We start from the raw sequence: 22,668 nt of genomic DNA, 5'->3' as shown, positions 1-22,668 counted from the left end.
CGGGGGGTCAGAGGCGTTGTGCGGCGAAAGGCAGTGGGGCTGTGACCGAGCTGGTGGAGACGGCGGAAACGGTGGAGACGGTGGCCGGGTTCGAGGTGCCGGAGTCCTGGCGCGGGGCGCTGGCAGGGGAGTTGGCCAAGCCGTACTTCGGTGAGCTGGCGGCCTTCGTGGCGGAGCAGCGGGCCGGGCACCAGGTCTTCCCGCCCAGCGGCCAGGAGTTCGCGGCGCTGGCGGCCACGCCGTACGACAAGGTCCGGGTGCTGGTGCTCGGTCAGGACCCGTACCACGACGACAACCAGGCGCACGGGATGAGCTTCTCCGTGCAGCCCGGCGTCAAGACCCCGCCCTCGCTGCGGAACATGTACAAGGAGCTGTACACCGACCTCGACATCCCCGTCCCCGACAACGGGTACCTGATGCACTGGGCCGAGCAGGGCGTGCTGCTGCTCAACGCGGTGCTCACGGTGCGGGCGCACGAGGCCAACTCGCACAAGGGCAAGGGCTGGGAGAAGTTCACCGACGCGGTGATCACCGCGGTCAGCGACCGGCCGGAGCCCTGCGTCTTCGTGCTCTGGGGCAACTACGCGAAGAAGAAGCTGCCGCTGATCGACACCTCCCGGCACGTGGTCGTGCAGGGCGCGCACCCCTCGCCGCTGTCGGCCCGGCTGTTCTTCGGCAGCCGCCCGTTCTCGCAGATCAACGAGGCGCTGACCGGGTTCGGCAGCGAGCCGATCGACTGGCGGGTGCCGAACCTGTCCGAGCAGGGCTGACCGGGGGCCGGGCCTGGCACCGTCGCGCCGCGAGGGGCGGAGTTGGTGCCGGGCCCGGCTGGGGTCGGCTGGGGTCGGACGGTGGGGCGCGGGTCAGAGCAGCTTCGGGCCGGTGGCGGCCTGTACCTCGTCGAAGGCGTGGCCGGGGGCGACCTCGACCAGCCGGAGGCCCTCGGGCGTGACGTCGATGACGGCCAGGTCGGTGACGATCCGGTGCACCACGCCTCGGCCGGTGGCGGGTAGTGACAGCTCGTCAACGATCTTCGGGGAGCCGTCCCGGGCGGTGTGCTCCATCACCACGATCAGCCGTCGGGCGCCGTGCACCAGGTCCATCGCACCGCCCATCCCCTTGACCATCTTGCCGGGGATCATCCAGTTGGCCAGGTCGCCGGTGGCGGAGACCTGCATTGCGCCGAGCACCGAGACGTCGATCCGACCGGCCCGGATCATGCCGAAGGAGAAGGCCGAGTCGAAGTACGCGGCGCCGTCGGCGACGGTCACCGTCTCCTTGCCCGCGTTGATCAGGTCGGGGTGCTCGGCGCCCTCGTCCGGGTAGGGGCCGACACCGAGGATGCCGTTCTCCGAGTGCAGCACCACGTGCACACCGGGCGGCAGGTGACCGGGGATCAGGGTGGGCAGGCCGATGCCCAGGTTGACGTACTGGCCGTCGTGGAGCTCGCGGGCCGCCCGGGCGGCCAGGGCCTCGCGGGGGTCGAGGGCGGTGTGGCCGGGCTCGTGATCCGTGGCGGTCGTGCTGGTCATGGCTCAGCTCCCCTGGCGGGTGGTGGAGTTGGCGGGCGAGGCCGGGGCATGGGCCCGGGTCTGGGTCTGGGTCGGGGCCGGGGTCTGGACGGTGCGGCGTTCGATCCGGCGGTCGGCGGGGTCGGCGGCGACCACCCGGTCGACGTACACGCCGGGCAGGTGGATCGCGTCCGGCGGGAGTTCGCCGGGCTCGACGATCCGGTCCGCCTCGACCACGGTGATCCGGCCGGCGGTGGCGCAGAGCGGGTTGAAGTTGCGCGCGGCGGCGTGGAAGACGCAGTTGCCGTGCCGGTCGGCCACCTCGGCGCGGACCAGCGCGTAGTCGGCGGTGACGGCCTTCTCCAGCAGGTAGCGCCGACCGCCGAACTCCCGTACCTCCTTGGGCGGTGAGGCCAGCGCGACGCTCCCGTCGGCGGCGTACCGCCAGGGCAGACCGCCCTCCTCGACCTGGGTGCCTACTCCCGCCGGGGTGAAGAACGCGGGGATGCCGGCGCCGCCCGCCCGCAGCCGCTCGGCCAGCGTGCCCTGCGGGGTGAGCTCGACCTCCAGCTCACCGGACAGGTACTGCCGGGCGAACTCCTTGTTCTCGCCCACGTAGGAGGAGGTCATCCGGGCGATCCGGCCGGCCCGCAGGAGCAGGCCGAGGCCCCAGTCGTCGACGCCGCAGTTGTTGGACACCACGCGTAGGTCGGTGGTGCCGGCCGTGACCAGGGCGCCGATCAGGGTGCTCGGGATGCCGCAGAGGCCGAAGCCGCCGACGGCGAGCGTCGCGCCGTCGGGGATGTCCGCGACCGCGTGCGCGGGGGAGTCCAAGACCTTGTCCAAGGGAGTCACCTCATGAGGGGGTTGGGACGGTGCCGCAGGAGGTCGGGACCTTGCTGCGCCCCCACCTTCGCCGCAGCCGAGCGGCGCTTTCCATGGCGGCCGTGGCCATGGGGGTGGCCGGTTCCATGGCGATCGGGCACATGAGCCGGGGCGACGGTCGGGGATATGGCTGCCCGGCACACATCGACGGCTGACGCTGCGTCGTCCCGTCACATGTCGCCCGTTCGATGCCGCACCTACGGTTCCGGCATCCACCCCCGCCGTGTTGTCAGGAGTCGGCCATCATGCGCAGTTCGACCAGCACCCCAGGAACCGCAGCTCGGGCCGCAGGACCGACCGTCCGCCGAGGCAGCCGGCGTGTGCTCGCCGCCGCGTTGGGCGGACTGCTCGCCGTGACCGTGGTCGGCTGTGCCAAGGCCGGTACGGCGGGCACCACGGCGGCCGACGCGGGCGGCTCCGGCGGCTCGGGCAGTAGCGGTGCTCCGGTGAAGGTCGGACTGGTGTACTCCAAGACCGGTCCGCTGGCGGCCTACGGCAAGCAGTACCTGGAGGGCTTCAAGGCCGGGCTCGACTACGCGACCAAGGGCACCGGCGCGGTGGCCGGGCACCGGATCGAGATCGCCGAGCAGGACGACGCGGGCGATCCGGCCAAGGCCGTCTCCGCCGCCAAGGACCTGATCGGCAAGGGGCACAAGATCCTGGCCGGCTCGACCGCTTCGGGGGTGGCGCTCCAGGTGGGCCCGATCGCGGCGCAGAACAAGGTGCTCTTCATCAGCGGCCCGGCCGCCACCGACAAGGTCACCGGACTGAACAAGTACACCTTCCGCTCGGGCCGGCAGTCGTACCAGGACATTCGTGCGGCGGCCTCGTTCATCGGGGACGCCAAGGGCAAGAAGGTCACGGTGCTCGCCCAGGACAACGCCTTCGGGCAGGGCAACGTGGCGGCGGTGAAGGCGGTGCTGGGCGGACAGGGGGCGACGGTGGAGTCGGTGCTCGCGCCGCCGAGCGCCACCGACCTCACTCCGTTCGCGACCCAGGCGAAGTCCGCCAAGCCGGACCTGCTGTACGTCGCCTGGGCGGGGGAGACCGCTTCCGCGCTCTGGACCTCGCTCAGCCAGCAGGACGTCTTCGCGGCGACCAGGGTGGTGACCGGCCTCGACCTGGCGGCCTCCTACCCGCTGTTCGGCCCGGCGGCCGAGAAGATCTCCTTCCTGAACCACTACTTCGACGGTGCGGCCGGCACCGAGGCCGAGAAGGCGATGACCGCCGCGGTCGGCAAGGCCGGCAGCAAGTCGGACATCTTCACCCCCGACGGCTTCACCGCCGCGCAGATGGTGGTGCACGCGATCGAAGCCAACAAGGGCTCGGCCGACGACACCGACGCGCTCGTGAAGGCGTTGGAGGGGTGGAGTTTCGACGGGGTCAAGGGCAAGCTCACCGTCCGGGCCGAGGACCACGCACTGCTGCAGCCGATGTTCCAGGTGAAGCTCACCGGGACCGGTGCCGACGCGAAGCCGACGGTGGAGAAGACCCTGGCCGCTGACCAGGTGGCACCCCCGGTCACCCCGATCGCGGGCTGATCCCGATGCCGAACCGCGTGGTGGGAGCCGCCTTCCCGGCTGCTGACGGAGTCGACGGGGCGGCCGGGGCGGCGGAAGGGGCTGGGGCGGACGGGGCCGACGGGGCCGACGGGGCGATGGGTACCCCGGCAGCGGAAGCCCAAGTCGGGGCCTCGGCTGCTTCGGCGCGGCGGTCACAGCCGAGGCTGCGACTGCGCGGGGTGGGGTGGTCGGTCCGTGCAGTGCCGATTGTCGAGGATGTCTCCTTCGACGTGCACGAGGGTGAGTTCATCGCCTTCATCGGTCCGAACGGGGCGGGTAAGACCTCCTTGTTCAATCTGATCTCCGGGATCTACCCGGCGACGCACGGAAGCATCGAGCTCGACGGCGCGGACGTCACCACCGAGTCGGTGCACGGCCGGGCCCGCCGTGGCCTGGGCCGGACCTTTCAGACCTCCTCCCTGTGGGGCGGGATGACGGTGGCCGACCATGTCCGGCTGGCCGCCCAGGCGGCGGCCGGGCCGGGTGCCTCGTACCGGATCTGGCGTCGGGCCGGTCGGTACGCCGAGCAGGTGGCCGAGACCCTTGAGCGGACCGAACTCGCCCACCGGGCCGACACTTTGGCGAGTGCGCTGTCGCACGGTGAGAAACGCAAGCTGGAACTGGCCGTCCTGTTGGTCTCCGACCCCAGGGTGATCCTGTTGGACGAGCCGATGGCCGGTGTCAGTGCGGAGGAGGTCCCGGCCCTGACCGCACTGATCCGCTCGGTGCACCGGGACCTCGGCCGAACCGTACTGATGGTGGAACACCACATGGACGTCCTGCTCGGACTCGCCGACCGGCTGGCCGTGATGCACCACGGCACGCTGCTCGCGCTCGACACCCCCGCTGCGGTGATGGCGGACGCCACCGTCCAGCAGGCGTACCTGGGAGAGGCACTGTGACGGACTCCTCCTTCCCGACCTCCGGTCGGACCGACGACGACGGCGACGGCTCCGGGGGCTTCGCTGCTGGTGCTCGCGCCGGTGTTGACGCCGCTGCTGGTGCCGCTGACCCCGGTGCCGTGGGTGACCGGGCGGCGTTGCTGACCGTGCGTGATCTGCGGGTGGTGATCGACGGGTTGCACATCCTGCACGGGGTGGACCTGGACGTCGCGCCGAGCGGGGTCACCGCCCTGCTCGGGCGCAACGGCGCGGGGAAGACCACCACGGTCAAGGCGATCATGGGGCTGGTGCCGCGCACCGGGAGCCTGCGGTTCGCGGGCACCGAGCTGGTCAAGCTGCCGACCCATCTGGTGGTCCGTCAGGGCATCGGCTACGCCCCGGAGGACCGGGGGATCTTCGCGGGTCTGACCGTGGCGGAGAACCTCCGGTTGGCCGAGCGGGACGGCGCCCCGGCGTACGACCTGGTCCACGAGCTCTTCCCGGAACTCGCGCAACGGGCCGGGCAGTTGGCCGGGACGTTGTCCGGCGGGCAGCAGCAGATGGTGGCGATCGGGCGGACCCTGCTCAACGGCAACCGCCTGATCATCGCCGACGAGCCGACCAAGGGCCTGGCGCCCAGGATCGTGTCCGAGGTCGCCGACGTGCTGGAGCGGGCCGCCGCGACGGTACCCGTCCTGCTGGTCGAACAGAACCTCGCCCTGGTCCGCCGGCTCGCCGGCGCCTGCGCGGTGCTGGCCGACGGTCGGACCGCCCACCGGGGCGGGACGGCCGAACTGCTCGCCGACGAGGAGGCCGCCCGCCGCCTGCTCGGCGTCGGCCGCCCCGTGCCCGCATCCGCATCTGCTCCCGTCGCTCCGACTGCCGCTGTCACCACGGAGGTGGCTCCCTGATGGACACTGTCGTCCTCCTCACCTGTACCGGTCTCGGACTGGGTGCGCTGTACTTTCTGGTCGCCTCCGGGCTCTCGCTCATCTTCGGCCTGATGGACGTGCTCAACTTCGCCCACGGTGCGCTGCTCTCGGTCGGTGCGTACGCCACCTGGTGGGCGGGCACCGAGGGCGGGATGGGCTTCTGGTGGGCGGTGGTCTTCGGTACGGCGGTCGGGACGGTCGCGGCCGTCCTGCTCGAACTGGTGCTGATCCGTCCTCTCTACAACCGGCCCCGGGACCAGATCCTGGCCACGGTCGGTGTCGGTCTTGCGCTGCCCGCGCTGCTGATGGGGATCTGGGGGGTGGACTCCCGTCCCTTCCCCCAACCCGCCGCGCTCTCCGGCACGGTGGGGTTGTTCGGCGCGATCGTCCCGGTCAATCGCTTCGTCCTGCTCGCGGCAGCGGCCCTGGTCCTGGTGGCGCTGCGGCTCTTCCTGAGCCGGACCCGGTACGGCCTGGTGGTCCGGGCCGGCGTCGAGGACCGTGCGATGGTCACGGCCCTGGGCATCGACGTCCGCAAGGCGTTCACGCTGGTCTTCGCGATCGGTGGTGCGGCCGCCGCACTCGGCGGGGCGCTGAGCGGTCTCTACTTCGGCTCGGTCCACCCCGGCCAGGGGACCAGCCTGCTCATCTTCGCCTTCGTGGTGGTCGTGATGGGAGGCATGGGCTCCGTCACCGGAGCGGCGGTGGCCTCCGTCGCGGTGGGGCTCGTCCAGCAGTTCGCCAACTACTACACCGCTGCCGGGCTCGGCGACCTCTCGGTCGTCGTGCTGCTGGCCGTACTGCTCCTGGTACGACCGCGCGGACTCACCGGGAGGCTCGCGTGAGCACTGACACCTCAACCACGAGCACCGGAAGCGCCGCTGACGGCAAGTCTGCTCCAGCGGGGCCCGATCGCACCATCCCTCGAACAGGTGAATCAATCACGGAGCGCTCGACAGTCGTGCACAGAGCGCTACGCTGGTGGCCGATCGCTCTGCTGATCCTGTTCCTTGTCGCCCCCTACAGTGCGCTTCCGCTTCCCGGACTGCTCGACGGCCCGCTCGGCAGTCCCGGCAGCCTGCAGCTCATCGCCCTCTGTCTGGTCTACGGGGCGCTGGCCACCGGTTACGACCTCCTGCTCGGCCGCACCGGCCTGCTCTCGTTCGGGCACGCGCTCTACTTCGCCACCGGTCTCTACGCGACCGACCTCGCGATGCTCGAACTCCAGCTCCCGTTCGTCGCCGCCGCCCTGTTCGGCATCGGCTGCTCCGTCAGCCTGGCACTGCTGCTCGGCTCGGTCAGCCTGCGGGTGACCGGCATCGGGTTCTCGATGGTGACGCTCGCGTTCGCCCAGGCAGGTTCCATCCTGGTCCAGCGCAACCCCGGTGGGGTCACCGGGGGCGAGGAGGGGCGAGCCGCCCCGGTCGAGATGCTGCCCGACAGCCTGGTCGGGATCGAGAACACCGCCAACCTCTACTGGATCGCCCTGGGGTACCTGGTGCTGACCCTGGCCGTCGTCCACTGGACCGTCAGCTCTCCCACCGGCCGGGTCTGGGAGGGCATCAAGGAGAACGAGCGCCGGGTCGAGGTGCTCGGCCTGCGCCCCTACGGCTTCAAGTTGCTGGCCTTCGTGATCGCCGGCGGCCTGGCCGGTGCCGGTGGGGTCGTCTACCTGTTGCTGACCGGCGGCGCGACCCCGCAGGCTGCCACCTCCGACGCCACCCTCGCGCTGCTGGTGATGGTGGTGCTCGGCGGCTCGGGCACCCGCTGGGGCCCGCTGCTCGGCGGCGTCCTCTACACCTGGGCGGGGCACCGGCTGGGCGATCTGGCGAACTCCTCGGCCGTCGCCGACCTTCCGGCCGTGCTCCGGGTACCGCTGTCGCAGCCGCTCGTCCTGCTCGGTGCACTCTTCGTCGCCGTGGTCTACCTGCTCCCCGGCGGCCTGGCCAAGCTGCCGACCCGTATCCGGGCCGGCCGCTCCGAAGCCGGCCGGGCCGGCGTCCCCGGCCCGGCCCACTCCCTGGAAGGTGGCACCACGTGAGCTCCGGACCCACCCCTTACGAAGAGCTGACCGTCCCTGTCCCGGGCGGTGATCTGACGGTGCTCCGGTGGCCGGCCACCGAGCCGGACGCCCCGACCGTGCTGGCGCTGCACGGCATCACCGCGAACGCCCTGGCCTGGAGCGAGGTGGCCCGCCGTCTCGCCGGCCGGGCCACCTTGATAGCGCCCGACCTGCGTGGCCGGGCAGCCAGCCGGACGGTCACCGGGCCGTACGGCCTGGCCCGGCACGCCGACGACGTGGCCGCTCTGGTGACGGCCCTCGACCTCGGCCCGGTCCGCCTCACCGGGCACTCGATGGGCGCGTGGATCGCCGCGCTCGCCACCGTCCGGCACCCCGGGCTGGCGTCCTCGCTGCTCCTGGTGGACGGGGCGGTCAGCTTCCCGCTGCCGGTCGGCGTGACCGAGGACGCCGCACTGGCCGCGGTGCTCGGCCCGGCCCTGGCCCGGCTGTCGATGACCTTCCCCGACCGGGACGCCTACCGGGAGTTCTGGCAGCGGCACCCGGCCTTCGCAGGTGGGTGGCCGGCCGAGTTCGAGGAGTACATCCAGCGGGATCTGATCGGTACCGGGCCCGAACTCCGCTCCTCCTGCGTGCCGGAGGCGATCCGGCAGGACGGCGGGGAGGTCCTGCTCGACAAGGACGCCGCCGGGGCGGTCCACCGACTGCCGCTGCCCGCCGAACTGTTGTGGGCCGAGCGTGGCCTGATGGACGAGCCGCAGGGGCTGTACGACCCTGGCCGGCTCGCGTTCGCGGGGCTCGACCCGGAGCGGGTCAGGGCCACCCTGGTGCCGGACACCAACCACTACACGATCGTTGCCGGCCAGGCCGGAGCCGAGCAGATCGTGCGGCGGCTGCTCGCGGGCTGATCCGGTCGTCACCGGGGGCGCTGCGGCCGGCCAGAGCGCGGCACCTGCCGATACCCACCCCGTGATGACGGGGTGTCGGCGCTGCGCAGCGACGCCTCGGGCCCCTCCGGATCATGTCCGGAGGGGCCCGAGGGAACAGGAGTCGTCGGCGGGACGCGGCGGTTGCCACCGAGGTCAGACCGACTCGGCACCGATGCGCTCGGCCATCCGCCCCGCGAAGACGTTGCCGACGGCGATGCCGACGACGATGGCGGCCGAGAGCATGACCGGCCCCAGCCAGACCATGGTCTCGACGGGGAAGGTGTAGGCACCGACGACCTTGGCCGCGCACTCGACGAGCAGAGCCGTGCCCCAGACGAGCGAGAAGTGCCGCTCGTTGCGACGGAAGGCGGCGTCCCCGGCGGAGAGCCGCACCCAGGCGGCGTCCCGGGCCGCACTGTTCTTGACCAGGAAGGGCCGCAGTCCGGCACTCATCGCCGGTCGGCCGAGCAACGCCGAGATCACGATGGCGCCGCCGAGCACGCTGGAGACCGCGCCGTCCTTGGCGATCATCAGCCGGGCGTCACCCGCCACGGTGGACAGGGCGATACCCGCCACGTTGAGGGCCAGCATCAGCAGCGCGAGCGCGTTCGTCGACTGCCGCCGCACCAGGCCGACCACCGTCCGGACAACGGGGACCGCGCTGCTGAGACCGAGTGCGGCGACCAGGCCGAGCCCGAGCAGTGAGTGGGCGGCGAAGTACACGGCCAGCGGCAGTGCCACGTCGACGGCCAGCGGAGCGAGCCCGGCGATCCTCGGGTCCACCCCGGCACCGGGAGCGTCGGTGGTGGCGACGGAGTCGGTACGCGCGCTGCCGTCGATTCGAGTGCTGGTGCTGAGTGCCATCGCTGATTCCCCTGTCCGATGTTCCCTGGCGGCTGTCTGCTGCCTCCATGAGAATCCCGCGACAGGGGTACCGCCGGGCAGTGCCGCCGGTGATGACATCCGGATGACGGATGTCATGGTCTGACCCGTCGTCAACTGAACGCCGTCACCCGATCGGTACCTCCGGACGCGCCCCCGGCGTCACCCCGCCGAGCCGAGGAAGGCCGGCCAGCCCTCCGCAGGTGCCTTGCCCACCCCGAGGGTCCGCAGCTTCCGCAGCGTCGACTGGTCCTGGACCTCCAGCCACTCGACCAACTGACGGAACGACACCAGCCGGACGTCGGGCTTGCCCGCGATCACCTTGAGGGCCTCCTCGACGGCGTCCATGTAGATGCCACCGTTCCACTGCTCGAAGTGGTTGCCGATGAACAGCGGTGCGCGGTTGGAGCTGTAGGCGCGGTCGAAGCCGGCCAGGTAGGCGTCCTTGGCCTGGGTGCGCCAGGCGTCGTACTTGGTCGGGTCACCCTTGGTGCTGCCGGCGGACTGGTTGGCCAGGATGTTGTAGTCCATCGAGAGCACCTGGAAGTTGTGCCCGGGGAACGGAATGGACTGCAGCGGGAAGTCCCAGATCTTCCCGTCCTGCACCTTCTGCGGCCAGATCTGCAGACCGCCCGGCGAGCTGGCGTCGTACTTCCAGCCCAGCTTGACCGCGGTCGGCAGCAGCGTTTTCTGCCCCTCCAGGCACGGGGTCCGAGCCCCGATCAGCTCCTTCTTGTAGTCGAAGGGGAGCGGGTCGACGTCGGTGAAGCCGGTGTTGGTCTTCCACTGGGTGACGAAGGAGACGGCCTGGTCGATCTCGCTCTGCCAGTCCTCGGGACTCCACTTGTTGACGCCGTTGCCGTCGGAGCGGGTGGAGCAGAAGTGTCCGTTGAAGTGCGTGCCGATCTCGTGTCCGGCCAACCACGCCTGGCTGATCAGCTTGATGGTGCTCTTCACCGCGTTGTCGGAGAGGAACGGGATGTCGGACGCACCGACCGAGTGCTGCGGCGGGTGGTAGAGGTTCGACTTGCTCTTCGGCAGGGTGTAGATGCCGGAGAGGAAGAAGGTCATGGTGGCCTTGTACTGCTCGGCCAGCTTGAGGAACCTCGGGAACTGGTTGTCGTCGGTGCCGCCCGCGCCGTCCCAGGAGAAGACCACGAACTGCGGCGGCGTCTCACCGGGCTTGAGCTTCTCGGGCTTCGGCTGGTTGGGCTGGGCCCCGGTGTCCGCCGCGGAGCCGTCCCCGATCGGCTTGCCCTTCACCGGCGCGGTGCTCGAACTGCCGCTGCTCTGCGGGCTTCCCGACGTGGAACTGCCGGAACCCGAACCGCCGCTCCCGGAGCCGCTGTCGCTGCAGGCGGCCACCGCCCCGAGGGCGGCGGTTGCGGCGGTGGCACTCAGCACGGTCCTACGCGAGATGCTGCCCATGGTCTCCCCAGCCGTAGTGCATCCGACCATCCGTGCGGAAAAATCGGATATTGATGGATATTTCATCGCCAGCATGCCATGCGAGATGAGGGCACTTCAAAGCCCCTTCGTCGCGGGACAACACGCGACACAAGGGGCGTACGGCTCCACCATAGGAGCACTGTTGCAGTCTTGGGACAGTTCTCCGGAACACCGGCGTCGGAGCACAGGTTTCGGGCCACGGGACTTGGACCGCATGAGCCGGGTCACCGGCAACAAGGCCAGGGCAACGGGACCACGCAGCGAGGCGCCGAGTCGGGCCGGAGCGTCGAACTGGGGGAGCGTCAGGTGAGCTTGAGCTCGCGGCGCCGACGGCGGACCAGCCTGGCGACCGTGGTACTGATCGCGGTGGCCGCGACACAGGAGACGGCCAGGCTCAGCCAGTCGGTGTTGAACCAGTGACTGTTCAGCCAGCCCAGGCTCACGATGTACGAGGCCCAGATGAGCGCGGCCAGCGCGGACATCCGGAGGAAGCGGCGGGAGGAGGACGCCGAGTGGCCGACGGCCAGGTCCAGGACGGTCCGCCCGGCCGGCACGAAGCGGGCCACGATCACCACGGCGGCGGCCGTCCGACTGGTCTGCCCACTGAAGTACTGCTGCAGCCGTTCGACACTGGCCGCCAGTTCGGGGCGGTCGTCGAGCTGACGCTGAACCCGGGGTGAACCACGGCGGGCCAGATTCAGCAGAACGAAGTCACCCAGGAACGACGCGACTGCGACGCCAGCCGCGAGCAGCAGCGGCGCACCGTCCACCTCGGCGGTGTTCAGGACGGCCAGGATGACCAGGGTGCCGCTGGGGATGAAGGGCAGGAAGGCGTCACCGAGCACGGCAAAGAGCGCCAGTACGCAGATCCATACCGGCCCTACCAGCGCTGCGGCGTCCAAGGCGATGCTCCCTCAACAAGTCTTCGGGAGGTGTCCCGATGACTACGGGGGTAAACGCTAGCGGGTTGACGTTTCATGCCATGAAGCACCCCCGTGTGTCACGCATCACGATACGGCCGGGCGAGCCGCTCGCCGACCGGAGGCCGCGGCCGCAGGGTGCGGTGGAATTGGCGTGAGCCCCTGGAGCGGGGTACCGCTCCAGGGGCCCACAGGGGTCCAACGGAACTGGTCCAGCCCGTCGACCTTGCAGGTGGGAGCAGGGGTGATGGTGCGCGACCCCCGTCGATCGGAAAGCCTGCCGGAAGGGGTCCGGCGGCGCGAGTCCTACAGCTGGCGACTTCTGGCGCTGGCGGCAATTCGCCAACCCCTAATTCACCACCCGGTAAAGGTTGCTGTCAGATCGTCAGGTCGGTAGGGGTGGTCGCGTAACCGTCGGCGGTGGTAGTGGCAGCTGCCCGCCGATCCCGGCCGGCCGGAGCACTCCCGTCCGCACCGGCCGGAGCACCGGCGCCCTCCGCCCGGACCAGGTGCACCCCATCACCGGGAACAACCCGCACCCGCCATCGGGAACAGGAGACCTTCCGGCCCGGTTGATGGAGTCCCGACGGCAGGATCGGACATTCCGCACCCCGCCAGAAGGGAGAACCCCGGCATGACCTCCGAGGACGAGCCGCAGGCGAGCACACCGCAGGCCCCGCCCGCCGACCCCATCCGTGGCGTGACCCGAGGCACGGCCCCGGCACCGCTCTCCATCCTCGACCTCGCCACGGTCGGCGTCGGCTACTCGCCGAGCGAGGCGCTGGAGGCGACCACCCAGCTGGCCCGCAATGCCGAGCGCTGGGGCTACCACCGCTTCTGGGTCGCCGAGCACCACGGGATGCCCGGAGTCGCCAGTTCCACCCCGGCTGTGCTGCTGGCCCACCTCGGCGCGCACACCCGTACCCTCCGGCTCGGTTCCGGTGGTGTGATGCTGCCCAACCACGCGCCGCTCGCCATCGCCGAGCAGTTCGGCCTGCTGGAGTCGCTGCACCCGGGGCGGATCGACCTCGGCCTCGGCCGGGCGCCCGGCACCGACCAGGCCACCGCCCGGGCGCTGCGCCGGGGTGTGGCGGAGAGCCCGGACGACTTCCCCCAGCAGCTCGCGGAGCTGCTGCACTTCATGGACGGCGACTTCCCGGACGGCCACCCGTACGCCAGGCTCACCGCCGTCCCGCAGGGTGACGGGCGACCGCCGGTCTGGCTGCTCGGTTCGTCCGGCTTCAGCGCACAGCTGGCAGGGCGGCTCGGTCTGCCGTTCGCCTTCGCGCACCACTTCAGCGCGGCCAACACCGTCCCCGCGCTCGACCTCTACCGGTCCTCCTTCCGCCCCTCGGCCGTCCTGGACGAGCCGTACGCGCTCATCGGGGTGAGCGCGGTGGCGGCCGACGACGAGCAGCAGGCCAGGCGGCTGGCCCGTTCGGCGGGGCTGGCCATGCTCCGGCTGCGCCGGGGGACACCGGGCCTGATCCCGACCCCGGACGAGGCCGAGCAGTACCCGTACAGCCTGGCCGAGGCCGACTTCCTGGACAGCTGGCTCGCCAATGTCGTGCTCGGCGCCCCCGGCGAGGTCGCCGACGGGCTGGAGTCGCTCCGCAAGCGGACCGGCGCCCAGGAGCTGATGGTGACCTCGCACATCCACGGCCACGAGGCACGGCAGCGTTCCTACGGCCTGATCGCCGAGGCGTACGGGCTGACCGCCGACGGTGGGACGCAGTCGGCGTGAGCCATGACCCGGGCACCCCGACGGCCGGACCTGACGGTCCGTGACCAGGTGCCCGGCACCAGGACAGCCGGCAGCAGGACGGCTGGCACCAAGGCGGCCGGCACCAGGGCAGCCGGGACACGACGGCCCGGAACACGACAGCCCGTCAGGCCGAGCGGACGCGACCCTCGCGCAGTATGGCCGCGATCCGCTCGGCCTCGCCCGGGCGGGCGAAGTACCAGCCCTGGGCGGTGTCGCAGCCGGTGAGCCGCAGCCGTTCGGCCTGGGAGGCGTTCTCGATGCCCTCGGCCGTCACGGTCAGGCCGAGCGCGTGGGCCAGCTGGACCATCGCGCCGACGATCTGCTCGTCCGCGTCGGTCCGCCGGAACCGGCTGTCCGGGCGCCCGCCCGGGGCCGGGTCGCGGAAGCCCTCGATGAAGCTGCCGTCCAGTTTGAGCACGTGCACCGGCAGCCGGGACAGGTAGGCGAGGTTGGAGTAGCCGGTGCCGAAGTCGTCGATGGCGATCCGGATGCCCATGTCCGCCAGGGCCTGGAGCGCTTGGACCGGGCGGCCGCCGGGGCCGAGCACGGCACTCTCGGTGATCTCCAGTTGGAGCAGCCTGGCGGGCAGGCCGGTGAGCTTCAGCGCCGCGGCGACGTCCGCCACCACGTCGGAGTCCCAGATCTGACGGGCCGCCAGGTTGACGCTGACGAAGGTCTCGGCTTCGGGGAACTCCAGCAGCCAGCGCTTGGCCTGCCGGCAGGACTCCTCCAGCACCCACTTGCCGAGCGGCACGATGGCGCCGGACTCCTCGGCGAGCGGGATGAAACGGTCGGGGGACAGTGTCCCGTACCGGGGGTGCCGCCAGCGGACCAGCGCCTCGGCGCCGTGCACGGTGCCGTCGGCCAGCCCCACCAGTGGCTGGTACTCGACGGTGAACTCGCCGCGTTCCAGCGCCGGTCGCAGGGCGGTGGCCAGCCGCTGCCTGGTCAGCTGGTGGGCGCCGCGGTCCGGGTCGTAGAGCGTCCAACGGGCCCGGCCGTCGGCCTTGGACCAGTAGAGCGTGGCGTCGGCGTCCTTCAGCAGGTCGGTGGGAGTGGTCTCGACGATTCGACGCTCGACCACTCCGACGCTCGCCGTCACCGCCAACTGCTGGCCGGCCACGTCGAACGGCTCCTCGAGCATCTTGACCAGCTCGGTGGCGAGCTCGGTCAGTTGCGCGCTGCCGTCGCTGTCGCAGACCAGGACGGCGAACTCGTCCCCGCCCAACCGGGCCACCAGCCGGCCGTCGCCCCGGGCGAAGCCGTGTTCCAGCCGGGCGGCCACCGCCACCAGGAGCTCGTCGCCGACGTGGTGCCCGAGGGTCTCGTTGATCGCGGCGAAGCCGTCCAGGTCCAGGTAGCAGAGACCGACCCGCTTGCCCTGGTCGTCCGGCCCGCCCGGTTCGTCCGGCCCGGTCAGCCCGGGAAGCGTGGTCAGGTCGGGCAGGTCGACGAGACCGACCAGGTCGGCGAGTCCGTCCAGGCCGTCGAGGCCGTCCAGCCTTGCCAACCCGTCCAGCTCCACGGCGCCGACCGGCTCGGTCGCGGCGTCCCCGGTATCCCCGGCGTCCCCCGTGTACCCGACCTCTCCGAGGTCACCGGCGGCGTCGCCGAGCTGCCCCGGTCCGAAGAGCGCGTTGAGCCGCTCGAAGAAGAGGGTCCGGTTCGGGAGCCTGGTGAGCGGGTCGTGCATCGCCTGGTAGGCGAGCTGATCGCCGAGCAGGCGCTGTTCGGTCACGTCCTCGACCATGGCGAGGGTGTACATCGGCTGCCCCGCGCCGTCCCGGATCAGCGAGATGGTGACGTTGCTCCACACCGCGTGGCCTTCGCGGTGCTTCAGCTGCTTCTCCACCCGGAGCCGGTCGCGCTCGCCGCGGACCAGCTCCAGGTAGAGCCGCCGGGGGCTGTCCTCGGGGTCGATGATCTCGTGGATGTGCGTGCGCACCAGGTTCGGCGCCTCGTGGCCGATCATGGCGGCGAACGCCGGGTTGGCCTCGATGATCCGGTCGTCGGAGCCGATCAGGGCCATCCCGATCCCGGCGTCGGCGAAGGCCGCGCGGAACCGCGATTCGCTGGCCTGGAGTGCGTCGACGAGTGCGTCGGGGCCGCTGTCACCCAGGCCCAGTGGTCCGGAGCAGACCGGGCACGAACGGTCGGTCCCCTCGTTCCGACCCGGCACGGCATGCTCCCGTCCGCTGCTGATGCTGCTCCCGCCGACCGCACCGCAGTGGCCGGCTCACCGCTCCGTGAGGCCCTCGACGCTCGGTCGACGTTCGGTGCGGTGAACGCGGGTGGATGGCGTTCTGCAAGGAACAGGGCACTGCGGCGATCATAGGACGCGCTCAGTTGCAACGGCGACCGCCGCCAGGGTGATTCGTCAGGATTCGCAACAAGCGTGCCGGTACGTGACGGCGCCCCTGGCACACATCGTGAGATGCACACCAGGGGCGCACGCGCCCCCTCCCGCACCTCTCTTCAGACAGCATGACTTGTCACTACTTGTCGCTGCCGGTCTGCGGAGAGCCGGCCGACGGAGCGTCAGCCGGACGGGCGGTCAGGGGGCCGGAGACGGCGAGCGGCTCAGGCGAGCTTCGCGGTCAGGGTGATGGTGGTGCCGGTCAGCGCCTGGCTCACCGGGCAGTTGGCCTTGGCGTCCTCGGCGGCCTTCACGAAGCCCGCCTCGTCGAGGCCGGGGACCTGGCCGGTGACGGTCAGGTGGATGCCGGTGATCCCGGTGCCCGGCTGGAAGGTGACGTCGGCCTGGGTGTCCAGAGCGGTGGGCGGAGTGCCCGCGCCCGCAAGGCCGTGGGAGAGCGCCATCGAGAAGCAGGCCGAGTGCGCGGCCGCGATGAGCTCCTCGGGGCTGGTCTTCCCGTTCGCCGCCTCCGCGCGGGAGGGCCAGGAGACCGGGAACTCACCGATGCCGGAGGAGGCGAAGGTGACCTCGCCCTTGCCTTCGAGCAGGTTGCCTTCCCAAGCGGTGCGCGCGGTACGGGTGGTTGCCACGATCAGGTACCTCCTGTGCTGGGGGACTGCTGGTCCGTCAGTGCCGGTCATGCCTCGCTCAGCCTACGGGGCGAGCGCCACGCGGAGCCCCGAAACCGGCCACCGGGTCCGCCGGAGTGTCCACATGGCGGACCGAGGTGACACACTCCGGGATCGCCAGGAGGCGCCCCTGTTAGATTGCCAGAGCCCAGTCAGCTAGCCCCGGAGCCTCCCGATGACGGATCAGCCCACGCCCTCCGCCGCCTCCCCGGCCGGTGTCCCGACCGGCCTCACGGCCAGTTCCACGGCCGCCACCGGTGCCGCCGCCGACGGGAACGGCGGGATCGCCGAGTCGGTCCGGGCCGAGCTGGTCAGCCTGCGCGAGAGCATCGACAACATCGACGCCGCAGTGGTCCACATGCTGGCCGAGCGGTTCAAGGCGACCCAGCGGGTCGGCCGGCTCAAGGCCGAGCACAAGCTGCCGCCCGCCGACCCGGCCAGGGAGCGGGCCCAGATCACCCGGCTCCGCGAGCTCGCCGCAGGCGCACACCTGGACCCGGTCTTCGCGGAGAAGTTCCTGAACTTCATCATCGCCGAGGTGATCAGGCACCACGAGGCGATCGCCCAGTCCTGATCCGCGCCTCACCCGACTCCACAGTGGCAGGCTGCGAGCCCTGATCTGTCGGGCATGGCTAAATGTCTGATTTCGCGACAGTTCCAGTACGGCGTTAGCGTGCTGTTCTCCCCGGATCCCCGGAAAGGCAGGACAGCGCGATGGCCAGGAACTCCCAGCCCCAAAAGCCCCAGCCCCAGTCTCAGTCCCGGCCCCAGTCCCGGCACAGGATGCAGGACGCCGGCAGGCGAGCCCGGTACCGCCGGGGCGGCGACGGTGCGCTGACCGGCGCGGCGCCGGTCGCGTCGGGCTGTGGCCCGCAGGCGGCCTGATCCGTGACCCTTCCTCAGTCCGGCCCGATGGTCGGGACGTCGACCCCGGACGCCGAGTACAGCGCACCGCACCACCCCGCCCAGGCCGGTGCCAAGGCCGACGGACGCCGCCGACGGCTGCCCTGGTGGGTCGAGTTCCCCGCGATGGTCGTGCTCGGTCTGGTGATCGCGCTGGCCATCAAGACCTGCCTGTTCCAGGTGTTCAGCATCCCGTCCGGTTCGATGGAGAACACCCTGCGGATCGGTGACCGGGTGGCCGTCAACAAGATGGCGCCGTTGCTCGGCTGGGAGCCCGCGCCCGGCGAGCCGGTGGTCTTCAAGGACCCGGGCGGCTGGCTGCCGGTGCAGCCGGCCAGCGGCAACGCGTTCTCCGACGCGGTCGGCAGCACGCTCAGCTTCGTCGGCCTGCTCCCGCCGAAGGACGACAACTACCTGGTCAAGCGGGTGATCGCGACCGAGGGCGAGACCGTCCGGTGTGCCGGCAAGACCCTCACGGTGAACGGTTCGGCGGTCTCCGAGCCGTACCTGCACCCGGGCGACGACTCCTGCTCGGGGCTGGACTTCGGCCCGGTCACCGTCCCGCAGGGGTACATCTGGGTCGAGGGCGACCACCGCAGCGGCTCCGCCGACTCCCGCTACCACCAGGGCGGACCGGGAGCCGGTGCCGTCCCGGTGGCCAACGTGGTCGGCCCCACCTCGGCGATCGTCTGGCCGCTGGGTCACCTGGACTGGTTCGGCTGGCTCGGCAAGTGACCCAGCACCGGCACACAACATCGCACCGGCGAGCGAGCCCCGACCGGTGGCCGGGCGCCCCCACCGACAGCTGACGCCGGGTCAGCTGCCGCCCGGCCCGCAGCGGGGTCAGCCCTGGCGGGCCGCCACGCTCGGTTCGGCGGGAGGCACCGCTGTCTCGGGGGCGAGTTCGGCGGGGCGGCTGGTCTGGGCGGTGAAGGCGCCGATCAGCACCAGCGCACCGCCGACCAGCTGCCAGCCGCCGAGCCGTTCGCCGAGCAGGAACCAGGCGGCCACGGTGGCGACCACGGCCTCCAGGTTGGCCACCACGGCGGCCACCGCCGGGGAGAGGAACTGCACCGAGACCACGCCGGTCAGATAGGCGAGCACGGTGGCGATCAGCACCATCCAGCCGGCGGCCAGCGCGGCCGGCAGCACCCGCCCGTTCATCACCACGTCCCCGCCGAGCACGCTCCAGTCCGCCGTCCACGGCTGGGTGAACGCGGTCAGGGCGACGGCGCCGACCAGCAGGCCGTACGCGCTGATGGCCATCGGGTCGACCGGGCTGTCGCCCTGCCGCCCGGCGTCGGCGAGCAGGAAGTAGCCGACCTGGCAGCAGGCGGCGCCCAGCCCGAACAGCACGCCGAGCGCGTCGAACGCCAGCCCGTGCCAGACCTCGACCACACAGGCCAGACCCGTCACCGCGACCCCGGCGCCGAGGGTGGCGGCCCGGGAGACCGGCTTGCGCTGGACGAACTTGAGGTAGCCGAGCAGCAGCAGCGGCCCGAGGTACTCGATCAGCAGGGCCACCCCGACCGGTATCCGGGAGATCGAGGCGAAGTAGCAGGCCTGCACCCCGGCGACCGCGAGCAGCCCGAAGCCGATCATCAGGCGCGGCCGCCGACGGAACGCGTCCCGGTGCTTGTACGCGAGCGGCAGCAGCACCACCGCCGCGCCGGTGACCCGGAGCCAGACCACGTGCAGCGGGGAGAGCCCGGCTTCGATCAGCGGCTTGGCCGCGGTCCCGGAGCCGCCGAAGGCGAGCGCCGAGAGCAGGGCGAGGGAGAGACCGAGGGCCCGGGGGGAGAGCCAGGAGACCTGAGGGAGTGGCGATGAGCTGTGCACCGACGCATTGTGCCAGCCGGACCCGCGGTCAGGTAAGGGGTGTCCATGCCTGACGGTCCTGCCGGATCGGCAGGACCGCCAGGCCGCCCTCGGTCAGCCTGCTGGTCAGCCCGCCGGCACCGCCTGCCGCGAGGCCGCCTCGTTGACCGGCGGTTCCCGGGTCGGGTCCGGCGGCGTCGGCGTGGGGGTCGGCTTGGGCGTCGGCGTCGGCGTCGGAGTGGGCTTCGGGCTGGGGGTCGGCTTCGGCGTCGGCGTGGGGGTCGGCCGCGCGCTGGTCGGGGCGGGGTCGACCGGGGTCGTGGGCTGCTCGGCCGGCGTCGACGCCGGGCTGTTCGGAGTGGTCGGGGTGGTGGAGGGCGTCGAGGACGGGGTGTCGGAGGGGTCGGCGGAGTAGCCCCGGCCACCGCTCGGCTCGGTGAACTCGCCGACCGGCTGTCCGTCGAGCGCCGCCGACATGTACGCGGTCCAGATCCGGGCCGGGAAGTTGCCGCCCGCCGCACCGGCGGCACCGCCGGTCCCGTCCAGCGAGACCTGCTTGCCGGTGACCGGGTCCTGGCCGAACAGGGCGACGGTGGTGACCAGTTCGGGGGTGTACCCGGCGAACCAGACCGACTTGAGGTCGTCGGTGGTGCCGGTCTTGCCGGCGGCCGGCCGGCCCAGCTCCTTTGCCCGGTACCCGGTGCCGCCGGGGTCGCTCACCACGCCCTGGAGCATCGAGGTGACGGTCCTGGCGGTCTCCGGGCTGATCGCCTGGGTGGTCTTCGGGGCGGGCAGGGCGACGTTCTCGCCCTCGTGCTCCAGCGACTGCACCAGCCAGGGGGTGGTCTGCTTGCCGTCGTTGTCCAGGGTGGCGTACACCCCGGCCATGTCCAGCACGCTCGGGGTCGAGGTGCCGAGCGCGATCGAGGCGGGCGCCTGCTTCAGGCCGGGGGTGTCGACCGGCAGGCCGAGCGCGACGGCGGTGTCCCGGACCTTCTCCAGGCCGGTGTCCTGGGCGAGTTGGGCGAAGGCCGAGTTCACCGACCAGTCGGTGGCCTGCTGCAGGGTGATCTGCCCGTAGCTCTTGTTGCCCTCGTTCGGCGGCGCGTACGGCGTGCCGCGGCCGCCCACCACCGGCCGCTTGCTCCGGCCGTCGTACCCGGTCTGCGGGGTGATGGTCTGTCCGGACTGGGTCTCCGCGCCGCTCTCCAGCGCGGCGGCCAGCGCGATCGCCTTGAAGGTCGAACCGGCCTGGTAGTCCTGCCGGGTGGCGTTGTCGATCCAGTGCTTGGTGGCGTCCTGGCCGCCGTACAGGGCGACCACCGCACCGGTCTTCGGGTCCAGCGAGACCGCGCCGGCCTGCGCCGCGGCGTCCACCGGCCGGCTGTCCGGCTTGAGCCGGTCGGTCAGCTGCCCGCGCACGGCGGCGTCCAGGTCCTGCTGCCGCTTCGGGTCCACGGTCAGCTTGATGGTGTAGCCGCCCTGGGCGAGCTGGGCGTCGGTGAGCACGTTGTGCGCGGTGAGGTACTCGGTCGCGGCGGTCACCAGGTAGCCGGCCTGGCCGGCCAGGCCGGGGGCGCTCTTCGGCTCCTTCACCTCGGGGAAGGTGATCGCGGCGCGGTCGGTGGCGGAGAGCCAGTTCTCCTGCACCATCGCGTCGAGCACGTAGTTCCACCGGTTGGTGGCGTTCTGCTTTCCGGTGGGCGTGGCGGTCGAGACGTCGTAGGCGCTGGGCGCGTTGAGCAGGGCGGCCAGGTAGGCGCCCTGCGCGGGGTTCAGCTGGGCGGCGTCGATGCCGTAGTACGCCTGGGCGGCGGCCTGGATGCCGTACGCGCCGCGACCGTAGTACGAGGTGTTGAGGTAGCCGGTCAGCACCTCGTCCTTGGTCTCGGTGGCGTCGACCTTGACCGCGATGAACAGCTCCTTCACCTTGCGGGCGACGGTCTGCTTCTGGTTCAGGTAGGTGTTCTTGACGTACTGCTGGGTGATCGTCGAGCCGCCCTGGGTGCTCCCGCCGGTCGCGGTGGCGAACGCGGCCCGGGTGAGGCCCTTCAGGTTGACCGCGCCCTCGTGGTAGAAGTTCCGGTCCTCGGCGGCGAGCGCGGCGTGCTGGGCGTCCTGGGAGATCCTGTCCAGGCCGACGTTCTGCCGGTTGGTCTGCCCGGTCCGGGCCAGCAGGGTGCCGTCCTGGTAGAGCCAGGTGTTGCTCTGCGCGGTGGCCTGCGCGTGCGCGTCGGGCACCTTCACCACCAGCAGCCCGAGTGCGAACAGGCCGACCCCGAGCACGGTGCAGACCAGCGTGCCGACCAGGGTGAACCGCCAGGTCGGTATCAGCCGACGCCAGCCGGTCCGGCGTGGGCGGGACCGGCCGGCCTTCTGCGGGCGGGGACGGGGACCGTTCGGGGCACTGCGGGGCAACGGGAGGCCTTTCCTGCGAGACCTGTGACGGTTGCTCACGCGGTCGGGATCAGACGATCCGTCCCAGCCTGCCCCGAACGGTATGGGAGATGTTAGGGACCTTTGTCCCGTTTTTTCTTACGCCGGGTTTATCGCACCCGTCTAACGCTCCGGGAGCTCGCCCTCGACGAGCACCTTGGCGACGGTGTCGTAGAAGCAGAGGTACCCGGCGATCGCCGCCACCGAGTCGATCGGCTCCGGGTAGTACCAGGCCACGTCGGCCCGGTCGGCGAACGACCAGTAGGACGCCTCGCCCTTGAACGGGCAGGTGGTGTGCGTCGCGCTCGGCCGGAACAGCGTCAGGTCGACGTCCTCCGGCGGCAGGTAGTACCGGACCGGCAGGCCGGTCTCGAACAGCGCCAGCGGGCGGCTCGACTTGGCGACCTGGACGCCGTCGATCAGCACCGTCACCGTCTGCTCGGGGCGGACCAGCTCGATCCGGTGGCCCTGGGTGGGGTTCGACATGGGTGTGCTCCTCTGCTGGGTCGGCCTCTCCCGTCCATTGGACCGCGCGGCCGCCCGCCCCGGAGCGGAAACGCCGGAAGGCCCCCCACCTGAGTGAGGGGCCTTCCGACCGTCTGTGCGCCGCCAGGGACTCGAACCCCGGACCCGCTGATTAAGAGTCAGCTGCTCTAACCAACTGAGCTAGCGGCGCCTGTCTGACCCCGAGAACAATACACGGTCCGGCGGGAAGCTCCGAATCGGTTCC

20 protein-coding genes and 1 tRNA gene are annotated in these 22,668 nt (G+C 71.4%); 10 read left to right on the top strand and 11 right to left on the bottom strand.

All coding sequences use genetic code 11. The annotated features are described in order from the left end of the window. Positions 1-80 precede the first annotated feature (80 nt). A complete protein-coding gene (ung, locus tag OHV05_RS11500) occupies positions 81-770 on the top strand; it encodes a uracil-DNA glycosylase (RefSeq protein ID WP_405021436.1) in 690 nt (229 codons plus the stop codon). Between the two features lie 93 nt (positions 771-863). Here the strand turns inward: ung and OHV05_RS11495 are convergent, their stop codons facing one another. Next, the gene (locus OHV05_RS11495; protein WP_405017589.1) at positions 864-1,532 is read right to left on the bottom strand and encodes a 3-oxoacid CoA-transferase subunit B; all 669 of its coding nucleotides are present in this window, start codon (positions 1,530-1,532) and stop codon (positions 864-866) included. A gap of 3 nt (positions 1,533-1,535) precedes the next feature. Continuing rightward, entirely contained in the window at positions 1,536-2,357 is an 822-nt protein-coding gene (locus tag OHV05_RS11490) for a CoA transferase subunit A (RefSeq protein ID WP_405017588.1), read from the bottom strand. Between the two features lie 284 nt (positions 2,358-2,641). Between OHV05_RS11490 and OHV05_RS11485 the strand changes: the two genes are divergently transcribed. From OHV05_RS11485 to OHV05_RS11460, 6 genes are all read left to right on the top strand, one after another. Next, positions 2,642-3,937 (top strand): substrate-binding domain-containing protein, encoded by a 1,296-nt coding sequence (locus OHV05_RS11485; protein WP_405017587.1) that lies wholly within the window; start codon positions 2,642-2,644, stop codon positions 3,935-3,937. Positions 3,938-4,053: 116 nt separating this feature from the next. Then, positions 4,054-4,860 (top strand): ABC transporter ATP-binding protein, encoded by an 807-nt coding sequence (locus tag OHV05_RS11480; RefSeq protein ID WP_405021435.1) that lies wholly within the window; start codon positions 4,054-4,056, stop codon positions 4,858-4,860. A gap of 119 nt (positions 4,861-4,979) precedes the next feature. After that, positions 4,980-5,750 (top strand): ABC transporter ATP-binding protein, encoded by a 771-nt coding sequence (locus tag OHV05_RS11475; RefSeq protein ID WP_405021434.1) that lies wholly within the window; start codon positions 4,980-4,982, stop codon positions 5,748-5,750. Beyond that, the gene (locus OHV05_RS11470; protein WP_405017586.1) at positions 5,750-6,616 is read left to right on the top strand and encodes a branched-chain amino acid ABC transporter permease; all 867 of its coding nucleotides are present in this window, start codon (positions 5,750-5,752) and stop codon (positions 6,614-6,616) included. The genes OHV05_RS11475 and OHV05_RS11470 overlap by 1 nt, the downstream gene beginning before the upstream one ends. A 74-nt stretch (positions 6,617-6,690) precedes the next feature. Further along, positions 6,691-7,812, top strand: a complete 1,122-nt coding sequence (locus OHV05_RS11465) for a branched-chain amino acid ABC transporter permease (RefSeq protein ID WP_405021433.1) — start codon at positions 6,691-6,693, stop codon at positions 7,810-7,812. Next, the gene (locus OHV05_RS11460; protein ID WP_405017585.1) at positions 7,809-8,699 is read left to right on the top strand and encodes an alpha/beta fold hydrolase; all 891 of its coding nucleotides are present in this window, start codon (positions 7,809-7,811) and stop codon (positions 8,697-8,699) included. Before OHV05_RS11465 ends, OHV05_RS11460 begins: the two co-directional genes overlap by 4 nt. A 174-nt stretch (positions 8,700-8,873) precedes the next feature. On the opposite strand, the gene OHV05_RS11455 is transcribed toward OHV05_RS11460, so the two are convergent. The 3 genes from OHV05_RS11455 to OHV05_RS11445 form a co-directional block, all read right to left on the bottom strand. Beyond that, entirely contained in the window at positions 8,874-9,584 is a 711-nt protein-coding gene (locus tag OHV05_RS11455) for a VC0807 family protein (RefSeq protein ID WP_405017584.1), read from the bottom strand. A gap of 180 nt (positions 9,585-9,764) precedes the next feature. Next, positions 9,765-11,030, bottom strand: coding sequence for a hypothetical protein (locus OHV05_RS11450; protein ID WP_405017583.1), 1,266 nt, complete (start codon positions 11,028-11,030; stop codon positions 9,765-9,767). Positions 11,031-11,353: 323 nt separating this feature from the next. Then, positions 11,354-11,953, bottom strand: coding sequence for a DedA family protein (locus tag OHV05_RS11445; protein ID WP_405017582.1), 600 nt, complete (start codon positions 11,951-11,953; stop codon positions 11,354-11,356). A gap of 652 nt (positions 11,954-12,605) precedes the next feature. Here OHV05_RS11445 and OHV05_RS11440 point away from each other — a divergent pair. Continuing rightward, positions 12,606-13,715, top strand: coding sequence for an LLM class flavin-dependent oxidoreductase (locus tag OHV05_RS11440; RefSeq protein WP_405017581.1), 1,110 nt, complete (start codon positions 12,606-12,608; stop codon positions 13,713-13,715). A 145-nt stretch (positions 13,716-13,860) separates the two neighbouring features. Here the strand turns inward: OHV05_RS11440 and OHV05_RS11435 are convergent, their stop codons facing one another. Both OHV05_RS11435 and OHV05_RS11430 read right to left on the bottom strand, forming a co-directional pair. Continuing rightward, entirely contained in the window at positions 13,861-15,915 is a 2,055-nt protein-coding gene (locus OHV05_RS11435) for a putative bifunctional diguanylate cyclase/phosphodiesterase (protein WP_405017580.1), read from the bottom strand. Between the two features lie 401 nt (positions 15,916-16,316). Next, on the bottom strand, positions 16,317-16,742 hold the full coding sequence (locus tag OHV05_RS11430) for an OsmC family protein (RefSeq protein WP_405017579.1): 426 nt from the start codon (positions 16,740-16,742) through the stop codon (positions 16,317-16,319). Positions 16,743-16,956: 214 nt separating this feature from the next. Here OHV05_RS11430 and OHV05_RS11425 point away from each other — a divergent pair, with 214 nt between their 5' ends. Continuing rightward, a complete protein-coding gene (locus tag OHV05_RS11425; RefSeq protein ID WP_405017578.1) occupies positions 16,957-17,355 on the top strand; it encodes a chorismate mutase in 399 nt (132 codons plus the stop codon). Between the two features lie 314 nt (positions 17,356-17,669). Then, on the top strand, positions 17,670-18,419 hold the full coding sequence (lepB, locus tag OHV05_RS11420) for a signal peptidase I (protein ID WP_405017577.1): 750 nt from the start codon (positions 17,670-17,672) through the stop codon (positions 18,417-18,419). A 108-nt stretch (positions 18,420-18,527) separates the two neighbouring features. On the opposite strand, the gene OHV05_RS11415 is transcribed toward lepB, so the two are convergent. From OHV05_RS11415 to OHV05_RS11400, 4 genes are all read right to left on the bottom strand, one after another. Next, positions 18,528-19,523 carry an EamA family transporter gene (locus OHV05_RS11415; RefSeq protein WP_405017576.1) on the bottom strand — a complete coding sequence of 332 codons (996 nt, stop codon included), beginning with the start codon at positions 19,521-19,523 and terminating at the stop codon, positions 18,528-18,530. 105 nt (positions 19,524-19,628) lie between these two features. Next, on the bottom strand, positions 19,629-21,920 hold the full coding sequence (locus OHV05_RS11410) for a transglycosylase domain-containing protein (RefSeq protein ID WP_405017575.1): 2,292 nt from the start codon (positions 21,918-21,920) through the stop codon (positions 19,629-19,631). A 141-nt stretch (positions 21,921-22,061) separates the two neighbouring features. Then, complete coding sequence (locus tag OHV05_RS11405) at positions 22,062-22,424, bottom strand: DUF427 domain-containing protein (protein WP_405017574.1); 363 nt, start codon at positions 22,422-22,424, stop codon at positions 22,062-22,064. 116 nt (positions 22,425-22,540) lie between these two features. After that, a tRNA-Lys gene (locus tag OHV05_RS11400) sits at positions 22,541-22,614 on the bottom strand. Between the last annotated feature and the right edge of the window lie 54 nt (positions 22,615-22,668).

This window comes from Kitasatospora sp. NBC_00070 (assembly GCF_045041205.1).
In the GTDB taxonomy this organism is placed as follows: domain Bacteria; phylum Actinomycetota; class Actinomycetes; order Streptomycetales; family Streptomycetaceae; genus Kitasatospora.
The sequence above is the reverse complement of the archived record's forward strand: the minus strand, read 5'-3'. Positions and strand labels throughout refer to the sequence as shown.

Excerpts from the sequence above, each read along its gene's own strand:
- OHV05_RS11425 (WP_405017578.1), top strand. The coding sequence starts at position 16,957 with ATGACGGATCAGCCCACGCCCTCCGCCGCCTCCCCGGCCGGTGTCCCG.
- OHV05_RS11455 (WP_405017584.1), bottom strand. The coding sequence starts at position 9,584 with ATGGCACTCAGCACCAGCACTCGAATCGACGGCAGCGCGCGTACCGAC.
- OHV05_RS11450 (WP_405017583.1), bottom strand. The coding sequence starts at position 11,030 with ATGGGCAGCATCTCGCGTAGGACCGTGCTGAGTGCCACCGCCGCAACC.
- OHV05_RS11470 (WP_405017586.1), top strand. The coding sequence starts at position 5,750 with ATGGACACTGTCGTCCTCCTCACCTGTACCGGTCTCGGACTGGGTGCG.
- OHV05_RS11495 (WP_405017589.1), bottom strand. The coding sequence starts at position 1,532 with ATGACCAGCACGACCGCCACGGATCACGAGCCCGGCCACACCGCCCTC.
- OHV05_RS11480 (WP_405021435.1), top strand. The coding sequence starts at position 4,054 with ATGGGTACCCCGGCAGCGGAAGCCCAAGTCGGGGCCTCGGCTGCTTCG.
- OHV05_RS11440 (WP_405017581.1), top strand. The coding sequence starts at position 12,606 with ATGACCTCCGAGGACGAGCCGCAGGCGAGCACACCGCAGGCCCCGCCC.
- OHV05_RS11405 (WP_405017574.1), bottom strand. The coding sequence starts at position 22,424 with ATGTCGAACCCCACCCAGGGCCACCGGATCGAGCTGGTCCGCCCCGAG.
- OHV05_RS11485 (WP_405017587.1), top strand. The coding sequence starts at position 2,642 with ATGCGCAGTTCGACCAGCACCCCAGGAACCGCAGCTCGGGCCGCAGGA.